Source organism: Kitasatospora sp. NPDC002040 (assembly GCF_040296785.1).
Taxonomy (GTDB): Bacteria; Actinomycetota; Actinomycetes; order Streptomycetales; family Streptomycetaceae; genus Kitasatospora.
Genome location: NZ_JBEOXV010000001.1, coordinates 147,559 through 164,648 on the forward strand (window position 1 = coordinate 147,559; position 17,090 = coordinate 164,648).

Below are 17,090 nucleotides of genomic sequence, written 5' to 3' on the forward strand. Positions count from 1 at the left end.
CCCGTCCGGTGCCCGGGTGATCGAGGCGATCAAGGGCAATGAGCTGCACGAGGTCTACAGTGCGGCCGACGGTTGGCACGACGGTGTGATTCCGGGTCTGTCCGGCATCACGGCGCTGAGCTTCAGCTACAGCCCGTCCGGTGCCCGGGTGATCGAGGCGATCAAGGGCAATGAGCTGCACGAGGTCTACAGTGCGGCCGACGGTTGGCACGACGGTGTGATTCCGGGCCTGTCCGGAATCACCGCGCTCAGCTTCGGCTTCAACGCCTCCGGCGTCCGGGTGATCGAGGCGATCAAGGGCAACCAGCTGCACGAGGTCTACAGTGCGGCCGACGGCTGGCACGACGGTGTGATCCCCGGGGTCGGGGCCAACATCACCGCCCTCTCCGGCAAGATCACCCCGACCGGCGAGCGCGTCATCGCGGCGGTCGAGGGCGGCACCCTGCACGAGGTGCACAGCGCCAACGGTGTCTGGTACGACGCCGCGGTGCCCGTTCCCAGCACCGGTTCGACGGCCCTGTCCATGGCACTCCGCTAGGACATCCGGAACACCGCACGGAACCTGTGAAGAGGGTCCCCGGCCGGCTCGTACGCGAGCTGCCGGGGGCCCTCGGCGTTTCCGCCGCCGCCCTGCCTTCCCGGTCGGCCGGGCGACCGCCGCCGCGTGTCCGCGACCCGTTGCAGTTCGATTACGACATGTCCGATTGATTCGGCAATGCGGTGAAGTGCGTGGCACAAGTGTGTTGGTGGTGGGGGTAATTGCCTCTCATAATTCTGCTGACACACGTGGCGGTCGGCTTTGGCAGGGGTGAATCGACCACCTCGGCGGGGGAGCGGCACGCCTTCCGTTCCTTCCGGGGGAGTCCCTTGTCTTCGCCTGACAACGCGCCTGAGAGCGCGCCGAAAAGCGCGCCCGAATCGGTGCCAGAATCCGCACCCGAGCCGCTGCCCGTACCGCAGCCGGAGCCGGCCGACCAGGCCGTACCGCTCGACGGGGCGGCGCCTGCCGCGCCTGCCGCGCGGAAGCTGCCGCGTGCCGTGGTCGTCGCGCTGACGGTGACCGGACTGCTCGCGGTGACCGCCGCCAGTGCGACCGTCACGGTGGCGATCGGCAAGCCGGACGCCAAGCCGCGTACGGTGGCCGCCGCGCCCAGCGCCGCCGGCACCCCGAGCGCCTCGCCCTCGCCCACCCCCACACCGACGCCGACGCCGGTCCCGACGCCCACCGAGGCCCCGGCCCCGGTCAGCACCCTGCACGGCACCGTAGACGGCAACACCCACGGCGGCGACCTGCGGTTCTTCCTGCTCCCGATGCCGGCCGGCGCCGAGTCCTACGGCTCGGCCGACGGGGTACCGGTCGAGCGGGACGAGGTGAAGAAGGACTTCGAGAGCGACAGCGTCGGCGAGGAGAGCCTCAACTACCTCGGCTTCAAGGAGGGGGCGACCCGTCGCTACCGCACCGCCGACGGCCGGCAGGAGGTCGAGGTCCGGATGCTGCGCTTCAAGTCGGCGGCGGACGCCCGCAGGTTCGCCGACGGGATGAGCTTCAAGGACGTCGAGGAGTTCGGCATCGACGGGGACGGCAAGGGCAAGGGTGTCCTGCTGAAGCCCAAGCAGGAGGCGTGGACCGGCAGGCTGGTCGGCGTCTCGACCGTGGGTGACGTCGAGTACGAGGTCACCGTCCTGGTGAAGGGCACGCCCGACAAGGCGCCGCTCCAGGATGCGATGAAGCGTCAGCGGGAAAGGCTGAACTCCGGTGGCTGAGTCGAACATCTCCCCCGAGCCGGCCGAGGCCGCGCCGGGCACCGCACCCGTGACCGCAGCACCTGCGCCGGCAGCACCTGCGCCCGCAGCGGTTCAACCCCCGCCCCAGGACGGCGGGTTCGGCCCGACCGAGCTGCTGGAGGCCGGCGGCGAGGAGCAGCCCCCGGCGGCCCCGCGCCGCCCGCTGGGCACCGGCCGCCTGCTGCTGGCCGCGCTGCTGGTCGGCCCGCTGCTCGGCGGCTCGATCGGCTACGCCGTGCAGGCCGCCCGACCGGCCACCCCGCTGCCCGAGTTGAAGACGGTCGCGCTGCAGTACCCGGCCGTCCCGGCCGATGCCGCCGATGCCGCCGAGGCCGTGCTCAAGCCGCTGGAGATCGACGGCGACCTGCGCAAGCTGCTGGTCGCCAAGCCCGACGGCGCCGAGGCCTGGGACAACTACGGCCGCGGCGACGACAGCGGCTGGCTCAGCCCCGGTGAGAAGGCGATGTCGTACGGCGGCGCCGACAACTACTTCCGGCGGCTGCTCGGCGACGGCTTCCGCCGGGACGCGGTGGTCGCCTGGCGCAAGGGCGACGTCAAGTGGCGGGTGGAGCTGATCCAGTACCAGTCCGACCGGGCGCTCTCGGCCGGCGCGGCGACGCTCGACCTGGAGGGCGGTTCGGTGACCGCGCTGCCCGGCACGGCCAACGGGCTCTACACGGCGCCCGCCGAGGCGCGCACGTACTCGGAGAGCACCGAGAAGTACTACTACGGACTGGCGTCGGCCCGGCGAGGTGACCTGGTGATGCGGATCAGCGTCTACTCGCCCTCCCAGGTCAACGCGGACGAGCTCAAGGATGTCGCCAAGCGGCAGTGGGAGCGACTGGTATGAGCATCACCGACACACCCCCGGCCGGCGAGCAGCAGCCCGAACTGCCGCCGCCCGCAACGCCGGAGACCCCGGCGGTCGACGGACCGCCGGCCCCCCGCCGGGCCCTGCACCCGGCCCTGCGGGCGGGTGCCGCCGTGGTGGCCGCCGCCGTGCTGGGCGTCGGGATCGGCGTCGGCATCCTGAAGACGCGGTACCAGGACGACGCCGAGCCGATCGCCGCGGCCGGTGCCAGTGCCGCGCCCTCGGCATCGGCCGCGCCGAGCGCCGGTGCGTCCCCCGCGTACGGGGCCCAGTCCAACGGCACGCACTTCGGTTCGATGCGCGACCTGCTGCTGCCGCTGCCGGACGGGCACCGGCTCGGGCCGGACGCGGGCAGCTACGGCAACGACACCGAACTGACCGAGGACCAGCGCAAGAGCTGGGTCGAGGACCAGGTCCGCGGTCTGCCGGCGAAGCTCCAGGACGCGCTGCGCAAGGGGTGGGAGACCACGCCGCTGAAGGGCGGCGGGGTCCGCAGCTTCGTCCCCAGCGGGGACAACTACGTCGTCACGGTGTGGCTGCTCCAGTACCACCAGGACGCGGTCAAGGCCGACGCCGCGTGGAACAGCGTGCTCGGCTCCGACTCCGGCCTGTTCCGGCTCGGCCCCAGGGTGCCGGGGCACGAGAAGGCGAGCTGCTTCCTCCCGGCCGCCCGACCGGGCGACAAGATCGACCGGCTGGTCTGCTCGGCGGCGGTGGGCGACCTCCGGGTCGCGATGGAGGTGGAGGGGATCGCCCCGCTGCCCAAGGACAAGGCCGTGACCCTCTTCAGCAGTCAGCTCGACCGGCTGGCCCTCCCGGGAGCATCCGCATGACCGACGAGACCGACACCACCGCTCCGGTTCCGCCGCAGCCCGACGCCGCACCGGCACCGGTGCCCGCCCCGGAGGTCGTCCCCGAGGCCGTCCTGGAGACCGCCCAGGAGACCGCGCCCGCGGTCGCCGCTGCGGTCGGGCCCGATGCCTGGGCCCTGTCGCCCGAGGTGGTCCAGGAGGAGCAGGCCCGCCTGCCCCGCCGCCGGATCAAGCTGCGCTGGGCGGCCGCCGCGCTGGTGCTGCTGCTCACCGGTGCGGCCGCCGCGGTCGCGATGACCTCGGTGGACCGGACCGACCTGCCCGGCCTGGAGACCCCGAACGACGGCCGGTACGTCTTCCCCGCGCTGGCGCTCCCCCCGCTCCCTTCCGGCAAGCCCTCGCCGGCCGCCTCCGGAGCGGGGGACCGCCACCACGCCGACCTGCGGCAGCTGGTGCTCCCGGCCCCGACCGGTGCGACCCTCTCGCCCGCCCCGGCCCCGAGCGCGTCCGCCGCGGCCGTCACCCCGGCGGCCTGGAAGACCTGCGACGACTACGCCCAGCTCGGCACCGACCCGGTGAAGAGCAAGGAGCTGCTGGACGAGAACGCCTGCCGGGGTGCGGCCACCCGGGTCTGGACGGCTGCGGACGGCACCAGGACGGAGATCTGGCTGCTCAAGTTCGGCTCCGCCGACGAGGCGAGCGCGTACTACCAGAAGATGAACTCGGGCGACCTCAAGGGCTCGGCCGGGCTGGAGTACGCCTCGCTGAAGATCCTCCCCGCCGTGGACGCCTCCTCCTCGGTGGAGTTCACCAAGACCACCGCGGGTGCCGCCCAGGAGCCGACCGGCCGGGCGCTCTACCTGCAGAGCGGCGACGTGGCCGGGCTGATCCTGATGACCAATCAGCAGGGCGTCCCGGTGCAGGCGTTCAAGCAGGTGGCGATCCTGCAGCACAGCCTGCTGAACTGACGGACGCCCGCCCGGTGGTCCTCCCCCTAGGGGGAGGACCACCGGGCGTCATCCTGAAGACCTGGGCGGACCTCGTCATCCCAGCTCATTCCGCCGCACCTGGGCGGGCACTAGGTTGGGCCCGTGTCCACTGTCATCAAGACGGACGGCCTCACCAAGAAGTTCCCCCGGGTCACCGCACTGGACCGGCTCACCGTAGAGGTGGAGCCCGGTGTGGTCGGTCTGGTGGGCGCGAACGGGGCGGGCAAGTCCACACTCATCAAGATTCTGCTCGGGCTGGCCCCGGCGACCTCGGGGACGGGCCAGGTGCTCGGCCTGGACATCGCCACCGAGGGCTCGGCCATCCGCGAGCAGGTCGGCTACATGCCCGAGCACGACTGCCTGCCCCCCGACGTCTCGGCGACCGAGTTCGTGGTGCACATGGCGCGGATGTCCGGCCTGCCGGCCGCCGCCGCCCGTGAGCGCACCGCCGACACGCTCCGCCACGTCGGCCTCTACGAGGAGCGGTACCGCCCGATGGGCGGCTACTCCACCGGCATGAAGCAGCGGGTGAAGCTGGCCCAGGCGCTGGTGCACGACCCGAAGCTGGTGCTGCTGGACGAGCCCACCAACGGCCTCGACCCGGTCGGCCGGGACGAGATGCTGGCGCTGATCCGCCGGGTGCACACCGACTTCGGCATCTCGGTGCTGGTCACCACCCACCTGCTCGGCGAGCTGGAGCGCACCTGCGACCACCTGGTGGTGATCGACGGCGGCCGGCTGCTGCGGTCCTCCTCCACCGCCTCGTTCACCGAGGCCACCCAGCTGATCGCGGTCGAGGTGTCGGAGCGTCCGGACGACCCGGCCTTCGACGCCGACGCGGCCGTGCTGGAGCGGCTCACCGCCGCCGGGCTCGCGGTCCGCACCGACGGCACCAAGGTGATGCTGGTCCAGCTCCAGGACGACGACACCTACGACACCATCCGGGACACCGTGGCCGACCTGGGCCTCGGCCTGGTCCGGCTGGAGCAGCGCCGCCACCGGGTCGCCGAGATCTTCGCCACCGAGACGGGAGGGACCTCCGATGTCGCTGCCTCCTGAGCCCACGGCCCCCGACAGCGGGGTCATCCACAACATCGGTTACCGCGGCTACCAGGGCCCCCGCCTCGGCCGCGGCTTCGCCACCCGCTCGCTCTTCGTGCAGGGCCTGCGCGGCGCGTACGGGCTGGGCCGCTCCGGCAAGTCCAAGGTGCTGCCGATGCTGGTGGCCGCCGCGCTGGCGCTGCCCGCGGTGGTCTTCGTGGCGGTCGCGATCATCACCAAGTCCGAGGAGCTCGGGCTGGGGTACCCGCAGTACCTCGAGGTGTTCGGGATCTTCGCGCTGATCTTCCTGGCCTCGCAGGCCCCGGTGCTGATGTCCCGCGACCTCCGGCACAGCACTGTGCCGCTGTACTTCTCCCGCCCGATCACCCGGGCCGACTACGTCCGGGCGAAGTTCGCCGCGATGACCGCCGCGATGATGCTGCTGATGACGGTGCCGCTGGTGCTGCTCTACCTCGGCGCGCTGCTGGCGGGCCTGCCGTTCGGCAGCAACAGCACGCACTTCTGCCAGGGGCTGTTCGCCGCGCTGCTCTCCTCGGTGCTGTACTCCGCGCTCGGCCTGCTGATCGCCGCCGCCACCCCGCGCCGGGGCTTCGGCGTCGCCGCCATCATGGGCGTGATGATCGTCAGTCGACTGCTGGCCGGGATCATCTACAGCCTCGGCGGCGGGGTCACCAGCCCGACGCCGGAGTCCGCCAACTGGGCGGCCATGCTGTCGCCGGGCACGGCTGCCGAGGGCCTGGTCAACGAGCTCTTCTCGATCCGGGCGGGCGGCTCCCTGCACGCCCCGGGCACGCTCGGCCTGGTGGTCTTCGCGATCGAGATCGCCGTCATGATCGGCGGCTCGTACTGGCTGCTGCTGCGCCGCTACCGGAACATCTGAGAGGTCGTCATGGCAGTCATCACCATCGACAAGGTCTCCCGCTGGTTCGGCAACGTGGTCGCCGTCAACGACGTCAGCATGGAGATCGGCCCGGGCGTCACCGGGCTGCTCGGCCCCAACGGGGCGGGCAAGTCCACCCTGATCCACATGATGAGCGGCTTCCTGGCCCCGTCGTCCGGCTCGGTCACCCTGGACGGCGCGCCGATCTGGCGCAACCAGGCGGTGTACCGGCAGATCGGCCTGGTGCCCGAACGGGAGTCGATGTACGACTACCTGACGGGCTGGGACTTCGTCCTCGCCAACGCCGAACTCCACGGCCTGGCCGACCCGGCCGCCGCCGCGAAGCGGGCCATCGGCCTGGTCGAGATGGAGTACGCCCAGGACCGTCAGACCGGGACGTACTCCAAGGGCATGAAGCAGCGGGTCAAGATGGCCTCCGCCCTGGTCCACGACCCCGCCGTGCTGCTGCTGGACGAGCCGTTCAACGGCATGGACCCGCGCCAGCGGCTGCAACTGATGGACCTGCTCCGCCGGTTCGGCGCCGACGGCCGGACGGTGCTGTTCTCCTCGCACATCCTGGAGGAGGTCGAGCAGCTGGCCCGGCACATCGAGGTCGTGGTGGCCGGCCGGCACGCCGCCTCCGGCGACTTCCGCAAGATCCGCCGGTTGATGACCGACCGGCCACACCGCTACCTGGTCCGCTCCAGCGACGACCGCAGGCTGGCCGCCGCGCTGATCGCGGACAGCTCCACCGCCGGGATCGAACTCGACTGGCAGGAGCGGGCGCTGCGGATCCAGGCGATCAACTTCCCGCAGTTCACCGCGCTGCTGCCGAAGGTCGCCAAGGAGGCCGGGATCCGGCTCTACACCGTCTCCCCCGCCGACGAGTCGCTGGAGAGCGTCTTCTCCTACCTCGTCTCCTCCTGACGCCCCGTCGCCCGTCGCTGTCGCCCGTCGCCCCGAAAGGCTGAACCCTGTGAACCTGACCGTCGCCAGGCTGACCGTACGCGGCCTGCTGGGGCGCCGCCGCGGCATCCTGCTGCTGGTCGCCCCGGTCCTGCTGCTGGTCGTCTCCCTGATCGCGAAGAACTCGGACGCCGACCAGCAGGCCCTGGCCACCGACATCCTCGGCCGGCTCTCGCTCGGCACCCTGGTGCCGCTGCTCGGCCTGGTGATCGGGACGGGCGTGATCGCCACCGAGATCGACGACGGCTCGATCGTCTACCTGCTCGCCAAGCCGCTGCCGCGGTGGAAGATCATCACCACCAAGCTCGCGGTGGCGATCGGGGTCACCTGGCTGTTCGCCGCCGTCCCGTCCCTGCTGGCCGGGCAGATCATGGTCGGCACCCAGGACAACCTCGCGCTCGCCTTCACGGTCGGCACCCTGGTCGCGGGGGCCGTGTACAGCGCGGTCTTCCTGCTGCTCGGCGTGGTCTCCCGGAACGCGGTGGTGATCGGGCTGGCGTACGCCCTGGTCTGGGAGAGCCTGGTCGGCAACTTCGTGGACGGCGCCCGCACCCTGAGCATCCAGCAGTGGGGCCGCAGCGTCGCCCACACGATCGCCACCGACGGCGCCATCACCGCCCCGGTTGCGCTCGGCGTCGCCGTCCCGCTGCTGATCGTGGTCTCGCTCGCCGCGACCGCCCTCGCCACCGTCAAGCTCGCGGGCCTGACCCTCTCCTACGACGAGTAGCCGCCGGCGGGCCCTGGAGCCCGACGGTCAGAGCGTCAGGTTTCGGCCCGCGCCCCAGCCCGCGGCGGCGGCCAGCGCGGCCATGACGAGCAGCAGCACCAGCGGCAGCTCCCAACCACCCGTCAGCTGGTGCAGAAAACCTGCGCCGACCGGCCCGGCCGCCGCCACCAGGTACCCGACCGCCTGCGACATCCCGCCCAGCTGGGCGGCGCCGAGCGCGCTGTCGGTCCGCAGCACCAGGAAGGCCAGCGCCAGTCCGAGCGAACCGCCCTGGGCCAGGCCGAGCACGGTCGCGGAGACCCAGGCGCCGGAGACCGGGGTCAGCAGCAGGATCACCACGCCGGTCGCGTTCAGGGCCGCCATCGAGACGGCCAGGCCGCGCTGACGGGTCATCCGGCCGGCCACCAGCGGGACCAGGAAGGCACCGCCGACCTGCACCAGGTTGCTGAACGCGAAGACCAGCCCGGCCTCGCCGCGGGCCATCCCGTGGTCGACCAGGATGGTGGGCAGCCAGGCGATCAGGGTGTAGACCATCAGCGAGGAGATGCCCATGAAGGCGCTCACCTGCCAGGCCAGCCCGGACTTCCAGACCCCCTCGATGCCCCGTCCGGCCGGGGCGGCCGCGACGGCGGCCCGCTCCTGACGGGACTTCAGCACCTGCGGCAGCCAGGCCACCGCCGCCACCAGGGCGAGCAGCGACCAGGCCCCGAGCGAGCCCTCCCAACCGCCGCCGAACACCTTCTCCAGCGGCACCGAGACGGCCGCCGCGAGGGTCGCGCCGATCAGCATCGAGGTGGAGTACACCCCGGTCATGGCGGCGGCCCGGCCCGGGAACTCGCGCTTGACCAGCCCCGGCATCGAGACGTTCAGCACCGCGATCGCCACCCCGATCACCATGCAGCCGGCGTACAGCGCGAAGGAGTTGGGCAGCACCCGGAGCAGGATGCCGGCGCCGAGCGTGAGCACCGCGCCGAGCACCACCTTCTCCGCTCCGAACCGCCGGGTCAGCCGGGGCGTCAGCGGGGCGCCGAGGCCCTGGAACAGCACCGGCACGGTGGTGATCAGGCCGCTCGCGGTGGCGGACAGGCCGAAGGTCCGCTGGATCTCGCCGAGCAGCGGGGAGACGGCGGCCAGCGAGGCGCGCATGTTGAGCGCGACCAGCACGATGCCGAACAGCAGCAGTGCGGGGTGCGCGAAAGCGGTGCGGGTACGGACCGTGGTGACGACGGCAGGCTGGGCCTGGGTGACCGACATGGTGCTGTTTTCTCTCCGGGCAGGGGTGGACTACGGGACGGGCGGCGGCGGTGGGCCGGCCGTCACTTCCGCGCGGCGATCGCGGCGAGCAGCTGCTCCACGGCGGCGGTGGGCTCGGCCAGCAGATCGCGACAGGCCGCCTCGGCCCGCTCGGGGTCGCCGCTCTCGATCGCGTCGACCAGCGCCTGGTGGGTGGCGACCACCACCTCGGGCATCTCGTGGTCGCCGAACGAGGTCCGCATCGACTCGCGCACCGAGGCGCCGAAGTAGCGGTACACCTCGGTCAGCGCGGGGTTGTGCGCGGCCTCCACCACGGCGGTGTGGAACTCCAGGTCGTGCTCGACGGTGGCCTCCCGGCCGGCCCGGTCGGGCTCGGTCGCGATGATCTCGGCCTCCCGGGCCAGTGCGGTCCGCATCCGGGCGATGTCCTCGGGGGTGTGCCGCAGCGCGGCCAGCCGGGCCGCCTCGGTCTCCAGCGCGGCCCGCACCTCCAGCACGTCCCGTACGCCCGAGCGCTGCACCCCGCGCAGCACCGAGGCCGGGTCGCTGGTGCTCCGGACGAAGGTGCCCTCACCCTGCCGGGAGACCAGCATCCCCGCGTGCACCAGCACCCGGATCGCCTCCCGCACGGTGTTGCGCCCCACCCCGAGCCGCTCGGCCAACTCGTGCTCGGTCGGGATCCGCCCGCCCACCGGCCAGCTGCCGGCGCTGAGCTGCTCGCGCAGCTGCTCGATCGTCTCGTCCACCAGGGACCTGCGCCCGGCGGCCTGCAGTCCGTCGCTGCTCATCGGGGGCTCCTCTCGCGGGTGGACGACAGTCATCCTACAACTGCTTGTCCGGTCATCCTACAACTGGTCGGGTTCGGTCGGGTCCGGGTCCGGGTCGGGGAGGTGCGGACGGGAACCGCGGGGCCGTAGCCTGCGTTTCTCCGTTCGCCGTTCCCCTTTTCCGGAGTTGGAGTACCGCCTCATGGTGTTCAAGAAGCTGCTCGGTGCGCTCGGCGTCGGCGGCCCCACCGTCGACACCGTCCTGGCCACGCCGACCGTGCAGCCCGGCGGGCTGATCCAGGGGCAGGTCAACCTGGTCGGCGGCACCCAGGAGGCGAAGATCTCCGGCATCACGCTGACCCTGGTCGCCCGGGTGGAGATCGAGCACTCGGAGGGCGAGAGCGACGGCCTGGCCTCGTTCGCCCGGTACTCGGTCAGCCCCCCGCTGACCCTGGCCGCCGGTGAGCAGCGCTCGATCCCGTTCACCGTCCCGGCGCCGTACGAGACGCCGGTCACCTCGGTGGCCGGGCAGCACCTGCACGGCATGTCGCTCGGCCTGCGGACCGAGGTGGAGATCAGCGGGGCCAGGGACAAGGGCGACGTCGACCCGCTCGGGGTCGAGCCGCTGCCGCTGCAGCGCGGTGTGCTGGAGGCGTTCGCGGCGCTCGGCTTCCGCTTCCACAGCGCCGACCTGGAGTCCGGGCGGATCCGGGGGACGGGGCAGGTCCTGCCGTTCTACCAGGAGATCGAGTACCTGGCCGCGCCGCAGTACGCGGGCCGGTTCCAGGCACTGGAGCTGACCTTCCTGGCCTCCGCCGACCGGGTCGAGGTGGTGCTCGAACTCGACCGGCGCGGCAGCGATGTGATCAACCATCATGTCCTGGACCAGGCGCAGGTGGGTCAGGACCTGACCGGCACGGTGGACGGCTGGATCCAGCAGGCGATGGCCAACAGCCCGCACGGGCACGGGAGTTCCGGCCACGGCGGGCACGGCTTCGGGGCCGGCCTGGCGGCCGGTGCGGCGGTGGGGGTGGTCGGCGGCCTGGTGCTGGAGGAGTTCGTGGACGACGTCGTCGAGGAGGCGGCCGAGGACCTCTTCGAAGACGTCTTCGAGGACTGAACCGAAGGCTGCCGGTACAACCGGCAGCCCGGCTCGTGACTCCGCAATGTTGCCTTTATATGCTCCGCAGAAGCTCCGAACGGCTGTATGCGGTTCTTTCCGACAACAGGCCCCGGGAGTGACGCTGACGGAGCTGTTCCCGCCTGCTGGAAGGTGCGCGTATGTCTGGCCAGAGGCCGGGGTCTTCGGGCCGGGATGCCGAATGGTGGCGTGACGACGCCTCGTACAGCAACCCCTACACGGACCCGTACCAGGAGCAGCCCCAGGCCCCGCAGTACCAGGGCCACCAGCCGCAGTCGGCGCCGCACCAGGCCGTGCCGGCGCAGGGCGGCCGGGCGGAGGCCCGGCGGGCCCAGCAGGCGCAGCAGGCCAGGCAGGCCGAGGCGCAGCAGGCCGGCGGTGCCCCGGCTGGCCAGGGCGGGCGGGCGGCCGCCCGGGCCGCGGCCAAGGGCCGGGGCGGGGTGCCGGGCCGCAGCGGCGCACCGGGCGGGAAGAAGCGCAACCGGAAGAAGATCGTCGCCTGGGTGGCGACCGGAGCGCTGGCCCTGGTGGTGGCGTCCGGCGGCGCGCTCTACCTGAAGCTCAACGGCAACATCAGTACCTTCGACAAGGACGGCCTGAGCTCGGACCGCCCCGATGCCGCCGCCCCGGACGCGAACGGCAACACCCCGATCAACGTGCTGCTGATCGGCTCCGACTCACGGGCCGGCGGCAACGCCGACCTGGGCGGCGGCGAGGACGGCGGGGCCCGCTCCGACACCACGATCCTGCTGCACGTCTACGCCGACCGGAAGCACGCGGTGGGCGTCTCCTTCCCCCGGGACGCGATGGTGCCCCGCCCCAAGTGCAAGCTGCCGAACGGGAAGTGGACCAAGGAGGAGACCAGCATCATGTTCAACTCCGCCTTCTCGGTCGGCGAGACCGACGCGGGCAACCCGGCCTGCACCCAGAACACCGTGGAGAAGATCACCGGCCTGCGGGTCGACCACACCATCGTGGTCAACTTCCAGGGTTTCGCGGCGATCACCAGCGCGATCGGCGGCGTCAACGTCTGCCTGCCGAATCCCATCTACGAGAACGACCTCAACCCCAAGCTGCCCCGCAAGGGCAAGCAGATCTTCCCCAAGGGCGAGCAGACCGTCTCCGGTCAGAAGGCGCTCGACTACGTCCGGCTGCGGCACGGCGTGGGTGACGGCTCCGACATCGGCCGGATGAAGCGCCAGCAGGCGTTCCTCTCGGCCCTGATCAAGGACGTCAAGGGCAAGGGCATGGACGCCACCACGCTGCTCCCGCTGGCCGACGCGGCCACCAAGTCGCTGATCGTGGACGAGGGGCTGGGCTCGGCGGCCAAGCTGATGTCGTTCGCGCTGTCGATGAAGAACATCGACCTGCACAACATCCAGTTCATCACCGCCCCGTGGCGCTTCGACGGCTCCCGGGTGGCCCTGGTCCACCCGGACGTCGAGGCGCTCTGGCAGGCCCTGAAGACCGGCAAGACGCTGGACGGCCAGGACGCCAACGCCGCCGGGGCGGCGGCGAGTCCGGCCCCCGCCCCGGCCGAAACCGCCGCCCCGACGGCGGCCGCCCCGCCGGCCGCGGTCAAGGGCGCCGGCATCAAGGTCGCGGTCTACAACGGGACCACCACGGCCGGTCTCACCACCGGCGCGGTGACGGCCCTCAAGGCGTCCAAGTTCACCGTCGGCACGGTCGGCAACGCCTCCACCCAGACCCACGCCACCACCGTGGTCCAGTACGGCCCCGGCCAGAAGGCCTCGGCCCAGACCGTGGCCGAGCTCTTCCCCGGCGCCACGCTGGAGTCCTCCACCAAGGCGGGCATCAACCTGGTGCTCGGCAAGGACTACGCCGCCGCCAACGGGGCCACCACCCCGGCCACCGCCGCCGTCCCGACCGCCATCCCGAGCAGCATCGCCGAAGCGGCCCGCCCGGCCGACACCGCCGCCTGCGACGACGTCTCGTACGGGCCCAACTCCTGAGCCCGGTCGGCCGCCGGAGCTGCCGGCGGCCGACGGACCGGCCACCGGCCAGGCGCTAGGGGAAGAGCCGCTCCAGCACGACGGCCACGCCGTCCTCGTCGTTGCTGCTCGTCACTTCGTCGGCGACGGCGAGCAGTTGCTCGTGCGCGTTGGCCATCGCCACCCCGTGCGCGGCCCAGCCGAACATCGGCACGTCGTTGGGCATGTCCCCGAACGCGATGGTCTGGGCGCCCTTGACGCCGAGCCGGTGGGCGGCGACGGCCAGCCCGGTGGCCTTGGTCAGGCCGAGCGGGAGCAGCTCCACGATCCCGGCCCCGGCCATGGTGACGCCGACCAGGCCGCCGGCGACCCGCTGGGCCACCTCCGCCAGGGCGTCGTCGCCGTGCCCCGGGTGCTGGACGTAGAGCTTGCTGATCGGAGCCACCAGGAGCTCCTCCACCGCGACCCGGCGGACCGGCAGCCGGGTGCCGATCTCCAGCTCGTAGCCGGGCCCGGTGAGCACCTCGCCGTCGAGCCCGTCCTGGTTGGCCGCGATCGCCAGCATGCCGATCTCGGCCTCTATCTTGGCGATCGCCTCCGCCGCGCTGCGGCGGTCCAGGGTCAGCGAGGTGAGCAGCCGGTGCGCCCCGGCGTCGTAGACCTGGGCGCCCTGGCCGCAGACCGCGAGCCCGGTGTAGCCGATCTCGTCGAACACCGGCCGGGCCCAGACCGCGGACCGGCCGGTGACGATGATGTGCACCGCACCGGCCGCGACCGCCCGGGCCAGCGCGGCGCGGGTGCGGGGCGAGACCGTCTCGGCCGGGTTCAGCAGTGTCCCGTCCAGGTCGGTCGCGACCAACCGGTAGGGCAGGGTGGTCACTTGACCGGTTCCAGCACGGTCCGTCCGCCGAGGAAGGGACGCAGTGCCTCGGGCACGGCGACCGAGCCGTCGGCGAGCTGGTGGTTCTCCAGGATCGCCACGATCATGCGCGGGACGGCGACCAGGGTGCCGTTCAGCGTGGCCAGCGGGCGGACCTTGTTGTCCCCGTCCCGGAGCCGGATCGAGAGCCGGCGGGACTGGAACTCGGTGCAGTTGGAGGTCGAGGTGACCTCGCGGTACTTGCCCTGGGTCGGGATCCAGGCCTCGATGTCGAACTTCCGCACCGCCGAGGAGCCGAGGTCGCCGGAGGCGACGTCGATCACCCGGTAGGGGAGTTCGAGCGCGTTGAGGAAGTCCTTCTCCCACTGGAGCAGGCGGCGGTGCTCGGCCTCGGCGTCCTCGGGCGTGGTGAAGACGAACATCTCCACCTTCTCGAACTGGTGCACCCGGATGATGCCCCGGGTGTCCTTGCCGTAGGTGCCGGCCTCGCGGCGGAAGCAGGACGAGTAACCGGCGTACCGCAGCGGCAGCTTGTCCGCGTCGATGATCTCGTCCATGTGGTACGCGGCCAGCGGGACCTCGCTGGTGCCGACCAGGTAGCGGTCCTCTTCCTCCAGGAAGTAGACGTTCTCCGCCGCCTGGCCGAGGAAGCCGGTGCCGTCCATGGCCGCCGGGCGGACCAGGGCCGGGGTGATCATCGGGGTGAAGCCGGCCTCGACCGCCTGCGCGACCGCCATGTTGACCAGGGCGAGCTCCAGCAGCGCGCCGACGCCGGTCAGGTAGTAGGAGCGCGATCCGGCCACCTTGGCGCCGCGCTCGGTGTCGATCGCGCCGAGCACCTTGCCCAGCTCGACGTGGTCCTTGGGCTCGAAGCCCTCGGCCGCGAAGTCGCGCGGGGTGCCGATCTCCTCCAGCGTGACGAAGTCCTCCTCGCCACCGACCGGGGCGGCGGGGTCGATCAGGTTGGCCAGCTGGCGGAGCAGCCGGTCGGCCTCCTCGTTGGCCTCGCGCTGCTCGGCCTCGGCGGCCTTCACCTCGGCGGACAGCTCGCCGGTGCGCTTGAGCAGCGCGGCCTTCTCGTCGCCCTGGGCCTTCGGGATCTGCTTGCCGAGCGTCTTCTGCTCGTTGCGCAGGTCGTCGAAGCGGGTGCCCGAGGAGCGGCGCCGTTCGTCGGCGGAGAGGAGGGCGTCGACCAGGTCGACGTCCTCACCACGGGCACGCTGCGAGGCGCGCACTCGGTCGGGGTCCTCACGGAGCAGGCGAAGGTCAATCACGGGGCCAGCCTACCGGGGCGGGGCTCCAGGACCGGAACCTCTTTCTGTGTCGGAGTACGGGCCGTTGGGGCGGGCGGGACGGGTGTGCCGCCGCGCTGTCGCATATGTCGCTTTCTGCCCGGTTCTCTGGCACCCTGCCCCCGGCCGTTCGGCCCGGTGCAGGTCAGCGCGGTGTGGATGCCCCGGCCGGCCTGGGGATAACTCCCGTCAACCTGTGGATAACTGCTGTGGAGAGGCGCTCCGGCGGCGTTCGTCCACAGGCTGGAGGCCGGGCCTGTGGATGAACGGGAAGTGCAGGTCGGGCTGGTGATTTGCGAAGGAATTGAGGTTTCAAACCTCGATTCGTCCTCTCAGGTGAGGGAATTCGCGCACTCGGACGGGTGATTTGCCGGATCACGGGTGACTCTGGTGCGATTAGTCGCCTCTGGGGGAGAAGCGGATGATCTGACCGGCCCCGCCAGTGGATATGCCGGTTTGTCGACTCGTCCCCAGGCCTGTGGATAACTGTGGATAACTCGGCCCGCTCCGGCCTGTGGATGGATCTGGGGACTGTGGACGAAGCCGTCCGCCCGCCGCATGGTGCGGCGGGCGGTGGCCCCGAACGGTCACGCGACCGCCCGGGTGAAGTTACCGGCGTGTCGGAAATTGGCAATTCCGGCGCGAAATGATCGATTCAGATCATCTTCGTTCAGTGCGCCTCAGGCCTCGCCGCGACCGTCCAACGCCCGGGAGAGCCAGTCCGCGGCCAGGCTGAAATCCGCGTCCGAGGTACCGGGCCGCAGCGCGGTCGGCTGCCCCTGGTCCGCCCGGGGATAGGAGCCGAGGAACCGCACCTGCGGGCACATCCGCCGCAGCCCCATCAGCGCCTCGCTCACCCGGCGCTCGCTCAGGTGGCCCTCGCAGTCGATCAGGAAGCAGTAGTTCCCGAGCCCCTCGCCGGTCGGCCGGGACTCGATCCGCATCAGGTTGATCCCGCGCACGGCGAACTCCTGCAGCAGCTCCAGCAGCGCACCCGGGTGGTCGTCCGGCAGCCAGACCACCATCGAGGTCTTGTCCGCCCCGGTCGGCGAGGAGACCCGCCCGGGCCGCCCCACCAGGACGAACCGGGTGGTCGCGTTGGCCGCGTCGTGGATGTCGGTGACCAGCGGTTCGAGACCGTAGATCGGCGCCGCGAACTCCCCGGCGAACGCCCCGTCGAACCGGCCCTCCTGGACCTGGCGCGCGCCGTCCGCGTTCGAGGCCGCCGACTCCCAGAGGGCGTCCGGCAGGTTGGCGGCCAGCCAGCGGCGCACCTGCGGCTGGGCCACCGGGTGGCTGGTGACGGTCTTGACGTCCGCCAGCGCCGTCCCCGGCCGCACCAGCAGCGCGAACGAGATCGGCAGCAGCACCTCGCGGTAGATCATCAGGGCGGTGCCGGTGGCGAGTTCGTCGCTGGTCGCCGTGACGGCGCCCTCGACCGAGTTCTCGACCGGTACGAACGCCCCGCTCGCCTCGCCCGCCCGGACCGCGTCCAGCACGGCCGGCACCGACGCGAGTGGCACCAGCTCCCGGGTGGCGGCCTCCGGCAGCGTGCGCAGCGCCGCCTCCGTGAACGTTCCGGCGGGGCCGAGGTAGGTGTAGCGGGTGGCCGACATGCCGCCTCCGTACGAAATGCATCTGGTGCTGCCCGACCAACCCACCTTAGTCACTCCCCCGGCCCGCCACCGCCGCCGTCCGCCCCCTGAACTCCC

Annotated in this window: 16 protein-coding genes; 11 read left to right on the forward strand and 5 right to left on the reverse strand. The window is 71.9% G+C overall.

Annotated features, from left to right (window positions below; translation table 11 throughout):
• The 9 genes from ABT118_RS00675 to ABT118_RS00715 form a co-directional block, all read left to right on the forward strand.
• Positions 1-538, forward strand: a 538-nt coding sequence (locus tag ABT118_RS00675) for a hypothetical protein (protein ID WP_350643964.1), incomplete at its 5' end; no start/stop codon positions are given.
• A 383-nt stretch (positions 539-921) separates the two neighbouring features.
• Positions 922-1,764, forward strand: a complete 843-nt coding sequence (locus ABT118_RS00680; RefSeq protein ID WP_350643965.1) for a hypothetical protein — start codon at positions 922-924, stop codon at positions 1,762-1,764.
• Positions 1,757-2,635 (forward strand): hypothetical protein, encoded by an 879-nt coding sequence (locus tag ABT118_RS00685; protein ID WP_350643966.1) that lies wholly within the window; start codon positions 1,757-1,759, stop codon positions 2,633-2,635. The genes ABT118_RS00680 and ABT118_RS00685 overlap by 8 nt, the downstream gene beginning before the upstream one ends.
• Positions 2,632-3,489 carry a hypothetical protein gene (locus ABT118_RS00690; RefSeq protein WP_350643967.1) on the forward strand — a complete coding sequence of 286 codons (858 nt, stop codon included), beginning with the start codon at positions 2,632-2,634 and terminating at the stop codon, positions 3,487-3,489. The genes ABT118_RS00685 and ABT118_RS00690 overlap by 4 nt, the downstream gene beginning before the upstream one ends.
• A complete protein-coding gene (locus ABT118_RS00695) occupies positions 3,486-4,436 on the forward strand; it encodes a hypothetical protein (protein ID WP_350643968.1) in 951 nt (316 codons plus the stop codon). Before ABT118_RS00690 ends, ABT118_RS00695 begins: the two co-directional genes overlap by 4 nt.
• A 123-nt stretch (positions 4,437-4,559) precedes the next feature.
• Positions 4,560-5,516: an ABC transporter ATP-binding protein gene (locus ABT118_RS00700; protein ID WP_350643969.1), complete on the forward strand. Its 957-nt coding sequence runs from the start codon at positions 4,560-4,562 to the stop codon at positions 5,514-5,516.
• Positions 5,500-6,399, forward strand: a complete 900-nt coding sequence (locus ABT118_RS00705) for an ABC transporter permease (RefSeq protein WP_350643970.1) — start codon at positions 5,500-5,502, stop codon at positions 6,397-6,399. The genes ABT118_RS00700 and ABT118_RS00705 overlap by 17 nt, the downstream gene beginning before the upstream one ends.
• Before the next feature lie 9 nt (positions 6,400-6,408).
• Positions 6,409-7,326, forward strand: coding sequence for an ABC transporter ATP-binding protein (locus ABT118_RS00710; protein ID WP_350643971.1), 918 nt, complete (start codon positions 6,409-6,411; stop codon positions 7,324-7,326).
• Positions 7,327-7,375: 49 nt separating this feature from the next.
• Positions 7,376-8,092, forward strand: coding sequence for an ABC transporter permease (locus ABT118_RS00715; protein WP_350643972.1), 717 nt, complete (start codon positions 7,376-7,378; stop codon positions 8,090-8,092).
• Positions 8,093-8,119: 27 nt separating this feature from the next.
• Here ABT118_RS00715 and ABT118_RS00720 read toward each other — a convergent pair whose 3' ends face one another.
• Both ABT118_RS00720 and ABT118_RS00725 read right to left on the reverse strand, forming a co-directional pair.
• Positions 8,120-9,346, reverse strand: a complete 1,227-nt coding sequence (locus tag ABT118_RS00720) for a CynX/NimT family MFS transporter (protein WP_350643973.1) — start codon at positions 9,344-9,346, stop codon at positions 8,120-8,122.
• Positions 9,347-9,408: 62 nt separating this feature from the next.
• A complete protein-coding gene (locus ABT118_RS00725) occupies positions 9,409-10,134 on the reverse strand; it encodes a FadR/GntR family transcriptional regulator (protein WP_350643974.1) in 726 nt (241 codons plus the stop codon).
• 181 nt (positions 10,135-10,315) lie between these two features.
• Between ABT118_RS00725 and ABT118_RS00730 the strand changes: the two genes are divergently transcribed.
• Complete coding sequence (locus ABT118_RS00730; protein ID WP_350643975.1) at positions 10,316-11,233, forward strand: sporulation protein; 918 nt, start codon at positions 10,316-10,318, stop codon at positions 11,231-11,233.
• Positions 11,234-11,394: 161 nt separating this feature from the next.
• The gene (locus tag ABT118_RS00735) at positions 11,395-13,227 is read left to right on the forward strand and encodes an LCP family protein (RefSeq protein WP_350643976.1); all 1,833 of its coding nucleotides are present in this window, start codon (positions 11,395-11,397) and stop codon (positions 13,225-13,227) included.
• 55 nt (positions 13,228-13,282) lie between these two features.
• Here the strand turns inward: ABT118_RS00735 and ABT118_RS00740 are convergent, their stop codons facing one another.
• From ABT118_RS00740 to pheA, 3 genes are all read right to left on the reverse strand, one after another.
• Positions 13,283-14,086: an HAD family hydrolase gene (locus ABT118_RS00740; protein ID WP_350643977.1), complete on the reverse strand. Its 804-nt coding sequence runs from the start codon at positions 14,084-14,086 to the stop codon at positions 13,283-13,285.
• Positions 14,083-15,360, reverse strand: a complete 1,278-nt coding sequence (gene serS, locus ABT118_RS00745) for a serine--tRNA ligase (RefSeq protein WP_350643978.1) — start codon at positions 15,358-15,360, stop codon at positions 14,083-14,085. The genes ABT118_RS00740 and serS overlap by 4 nt, the downstream gene beginning before the upstream one ends.
• A gap of 698 nt (positions 15,361-16,058) precedes the next feature.
• Positions 16,059-16,994 carry a prephenate dehydratase gene (pheA, locus tag ABT118_RS00750; RefSeq protein WP_350643979.1) on the reverse strand — a complete coding sequence of 312 codons (936 nt, stop codon included), beginning with the start codon at positions 16,992-16,994 and terminating at the stop codon, positions 16,059-16,061.
• Positions 16,995-17,090 lie beyond the last annotated feature (96 nt).

Excerpts from the sequence above, each read along its gene's own strand:
- ABT118_RS00695 (WP_350643968.1), top strand. The coding sequence starts at position 3,486 with ATGACCGACGAGACCGACACCACCGCTCCGGTTCCGCCGCAGCCCGAC.
- ABT118_RS00735 (WP_350643976.1), top strand. The coding sequence starts at position 11,395 with ATGTCTGGCCAGAGGCCGGGGTCTTCGGGCCGGGATGCCGAATGGTGG.
- ABT118_RS00720 (WP_350643973.1), bottom strand. The coding sequence starts at position 9,346 with ATGTCGGTCACCCAGGCCCAGCCTGCCGTCGTCACCACGGTCCGTACC.
- pheA (WP_350643979.1), bottom strand. The coding sequence starts at position 16,994 with ATGTCGGCCACCCGCTACACCTACCTCGGCCCCGCCGGAACGTTCACG.
- ABT118_RS00725 (WP_350643974.1), bottom strand. The coding sequence starts at position 10,134 with ATGAGCAGCGACGGACTGCAGGCCGCCGGGCGCAGGTCCCTGGTGGAC.
- ABT118_RS00730 (WP_350643975.1), top strand. The coding sequence starts at position 10,316 with ATGGTGTTCAAGAAGCTGCTCGGTGCGCTCGGCGTCGGCGGCCCCACC.
- ABT118_RS00710 (WP_350643971.1), top strand. The coding sequence starts at position 6,409 with ATGGCAGTCATCACCATCGACAAGGTCTCCCGCTGGTTCGGCAACGTG.
- ABT118_RS00690 (WP_350643967.1), top strand. The coding sequence starts at position 2,632 with ATGAGCATCACCGACACACCCCCGGCCGGCGAGCAGCAGCCCGAACTG.
- ABT118_RS00705 (WP_350643970.1), top strand. The coding sequence starts at position 5,500 with ATGTCGCTGCCTCCTGAGCCCACGGCCCCCGACAGCGGGGTCATCCAC.